At 49.5% G+C, this 3,252-nt stretch carries 4 protein-coding genes; all 4 read right to left on the reverse strand.

Annotated features, from left to right (window positions below; genetic code table 11):
• Positions 1-41 precede the first annotated feature (41 nt).
• The 4 genes from A612_RS16200 to A612_RS16205 all read right to left on the reverse strand — a co-directional run bounded on the left by A612_RS16200 (position 42) and on the right by A612_RS16205 (position 3,198).
• Positions 42-662, reverse strand: coding sequence for a class I SAM-dependent methyltransferase (locus A612_RS16200; protein ID WP_075806983.1), 621 nt, complete (start codon positions 660-662; stop codon positions 42-44).
• A gap of 344 nt (positions 663-1,006) precedes the next feature.
• Positions 1,007-1,714, reverse strand: coding sequence for a hypothetical protein (locus A612_RS16830; RefSeq protein ID WP_141630301.1), 708 nt, complete (start codon positions 1,712-1,714; stop codon positions 1,007-1,009).
• A 323-nt stretch (positions 1,715-2,037) separates the two neighbouring features.
• On the reverse strand, positions 2,038-2,544 hold the full coding sequence (locus A612_RS16835) for a hypothetical protein (protein ID WP_141630302.1): 507 nt from the start codon (positions 2,542-2,544) through the stop codon (positions 2,038-2,040).
• Between the two features lie 57 nt (positions 2,545-2,601).
• The gene (locus tag A612_RS16205; RefSeq protein ID WP_040435266.1) at positions 2,602-3,198 is read right to left on the reverse strand and encodes a DUF4145 domain-containing protein; all 597 of its coding nucleotides are present in this window, start codon (positions 3,196-3,198) and stop codon (positions 2,602-2,604) included.
• Positions 3,199-3,252: the final 54 nt, after the last annotated feature.

Here is a 3,252-nt window from a genome sequence, read left to right on the forward strand (position 1 = left end):
CGCGAAGCGGCGTCGGCTTGAATGAATTGTTAGACCACAGATCAGGATGCTGGCCTGCGGCAGTAGCAGTACGTGAACTGTTGGGTCGTCCCGAACGGAGTGTGATGCAACTCTCTGTCGTGCGAGATGAGTTTGAAGCCCTCACCAAACTCCGCGTGAAGTTGAGCTGCGCTGTAGCGCATGACGGGCAGGCCACTGCATTGGAGTGGTCCGTCCTCGGCGAAAGTGGCGACGATCACGTGCCCACCTGGCTTTACCGAGCGAAGCACTGATTTAACGTAGGCATGCCGATCTTCCGGAGCCGTCAGGAAGTGAAATACAGCGCGGTCATGCCATACGTCATATGCATGGAAGGGGAGCTCGGCCCTTGTAATGTCAGACTCAAGCCAAGTAACTGAATTTGCCTTAGTGCCGAGGCGGTCTTTGGCAGAGTTGAGTGCGGCGGAAGAGAGGTCAAGGACAGTGATGCCTTGGTAGTCTCTTGCGAGAAGATCGTCAACGAGAGTGGAGGCGCCGCCGCCGACATCGATAATGGATGCCGTGCGCGGCACTCCAGTTGCTTCAATCAACTGAAGCGAGTGATCGGCGTGCGGCTGATACCAGCTAACGGCGTCGGTAGACTTGGTTGAGTAAACGCGCTCCCAATGCTCTTTTGATTGCATGATTCCTCCGAATTGCCGGCCTGTGGTCTAACGTTTAAGCTCAGGGGCGCGACGCTTGCGGCGCGTCCCCTGGAGCGCAGGGTTGGGCATATTACTTGCCAAGAACATGACCTTTTGATGGGCTTTTTTGGCACATGCCGCCAGCGCTGACCTTATTGCCGCAGTAAATGCATCTGTCTGGCCCATTATTAACTTCGTGCGATTTATGTGGGCTTTTTCCACACAAACCACCCGCACTCACTTTGTTTCCGCAGTAAATACACTTTCCGGGAATGTCAACAACATGGGTTTTTATCGGGCTTTTTAAACATGAGCCGCCCGCACTGACATTGTTTCCACAGTATTTACAGCGAGACATGGCTTCTCCCTTTTTGCATTTGCTTCTCGATTATTTTATGAATGACATGAATTGGTGGCTTTAGAGCGGCGACATATTCATCAGAAATTCCGCGTGCCTGCGGGTGTGGCAAGCTGATAATTTGCGTTTCCCCGAATTTCTGCGCCAGCAATTTGAATTTAGTGCCTGTGTAGTTAGGAGGATCGGCGCGATAAATTTTTGCATTTCCAGACCTTTCGCCGAGAATCGAAACAACCCGCTGACGTATCTGTATGTCGTTGAGAGCCTCAATCATCAAACCACCGACAAAGATAATGACGGATGGTTTTCTTGACTCAAGCAGACGCAGAAAACCATCAGCTTCTTGCACCAGTGTATTTACTGTAATAGACCCATCGCTTGTGATGCTTCTTGTTTGCGTATCAAGCCAGTTTGTTTGAAAGAAGGTACGCTCAAATGCACCTTCTTTGCCATTTTGGGTAACAAATTCAAAACCCCAACTCGACAGCCAAGCCAGAATCTTGTTTCTAAAGCGTGTGTTATTGACAGCTTTGTCTGAGAAAAATGACAGGGGGTCTTGTGCAGCAATAATTCCAGCCTTTTCCAAGGCTTCATCCTCGGCAGAGTAGCCAAAGTTAATACCGCAAATCATGATTCCCCCATCAAGATTTTCGGGGAAATCCTTGGTGATGACTTGATGTTTCAAAGTATCCATGGCTCTTCCGTAGTGCCCAACGGATAAGTTCAGCCGACGCCGTAGGCGGTCGGCTGCGACGAACGGTTAGAACTTATCTTTAATAAAAAGTATTTGAATTTGTCTTATCTAATGGAAAGTAGTAAACCTATAAGCAACTGTATTCCAAGAACACCAAGATAAAGTTTTCCCTGTTTTTTGCGTGATCTTGAAAAATTGTAAATTGCTAGAATTATTGAGACTATCGGGGTTAGAAAAAAAGCAACAACACCCATGATCCAGTCACCTGTGCTGAGTGTTTCGTCTTTGTTGTTTGTATTTTCTGGGGGCATATATTTCTTGGTTTAATTTTCTTGATGAAAAATTCTAGCGAGCCCATTTGGCATCTTTATTTTTCCATCCATGAAATCAAAGTACTCTGAGCCACCCAGCACTCTGGAATTGTGAAATTCTGGTGTATCTTGTTCAGTTAAGAATTTTTCGGAATGGCGCAGTGCTTCATCTTGATTTTTGTTAAATAGATGAAGGAATCCTAAGGATATAAGCGCAAAAACTTGCGGATCTTCCGGAGGACGTAGTCCCGCGTACTGGAGCGTGGCATCAAAAAAACCACAGGTGTATCCAGAAAACGAATTTGAATTGATGAATTCTTGGTATTTCTGCGGTTCTGCATTGCATAGCATGAGTTGCATTTTCAGCATGTCTGCAGAACGACTTAGAACTTCGTTTGCTTTTGCTCCTCGTGCATCTGGGGAAGTTTTTTTCTTAAAAAATCCAAACAAAATATAGCTCCTTCTAACGTCGGAGTTGACCGGCACGCCCCGGCAGGACGCCGCGAGGTACACGATCACCTGGGCGCCTCGCGGCGGCCTGCCGGGGCGTGTCCGAGTCGAACGACCTGTTAGCCCTCACGTGCTCACCGGAACCATGCTTGGAAATTCATAGATGAAGCGGAGCAACATTTCAATGAAGGAGATCAGTTCCTTCGCATCCTGCTCCCCCATCACGGCGATCTCGTGAGTGGCTTCGTTGCCCTTCTTTCGTATGTGATCCACCCAATGCTTCCCGTTCGGAGGGACGTAGCCCTTCTCTGCGATGAAGTTGACGTACTCGATAAATTTCAGCCCTTCCGCTGCGCCTTGCTGCACCGCAATGTTCATCAGCATCTTCCGGCACAACAGAACGGCACCGGTAAAGCAGTTTTGACCAGAGGAGCGGCGCGCTTCTTCGTACAGAGCGTAGAGGTCGGGAGGTACGTGTTGAACCGGGTTGCCAAGTGCCGGCGTAGGGTATCGGGCGGAACTGGTAAAAAAGCTTGGGCCACCGCAATTCGGGCAGACGTAGACGCCACCCAGATGGTCGCCACTTCCATCGCTGCCCGTCCCGAGCTTGTAGCCTTTTATGGATGAGACGGTCACGTTGCAGTAGCCACAGGTGAACGATCTGTTGGGGAGGTCCTGAAGGGATCGCCAGTTCGCTCGGTTCTCTGGAAAGAAGCGGGTCATGATCTGTGAGGACTAACGGGCCAGATAAGCCGCCCGCCGTAGGCGGGTCGGCTT

Origin of the sequence: Melaminivora alkalimesophila (assembly GCF_000282995.1) — a bacterium.
GTDB classification, from domain to species: Bacteria; Pseudomonadota; Gammaproteobacteria; order Burkholderiales; family Burkholderiaceae_C; genus Melaminivora; species Melaminivora alkalimesophila.

Bases quoted from the DNA above. Each gene is read 5' to 3' on its own strand.
- A612_RS16830 (WP_141630301.1), bottom strand. From the start codon at position 1,714: ATGGATACTTTGAAACATCAAGTCATCACCAAGGATTTCCCCGAAAAT.
- A612_RS16200 (WP_075806983.1), bottom strand. From the start codon at position 662: ATGCAATCAAAAGAGCATTGGGAGCGCGTTTACTCAACCAAGTCTACC.
- A612_RS16205 (WP_040435266.1), bottom strand. From the start codon at position 3,198: ATGACCCGCTTCTTTCCAGAGAACCGAGCGAACTGGCGATCCCTTCAG.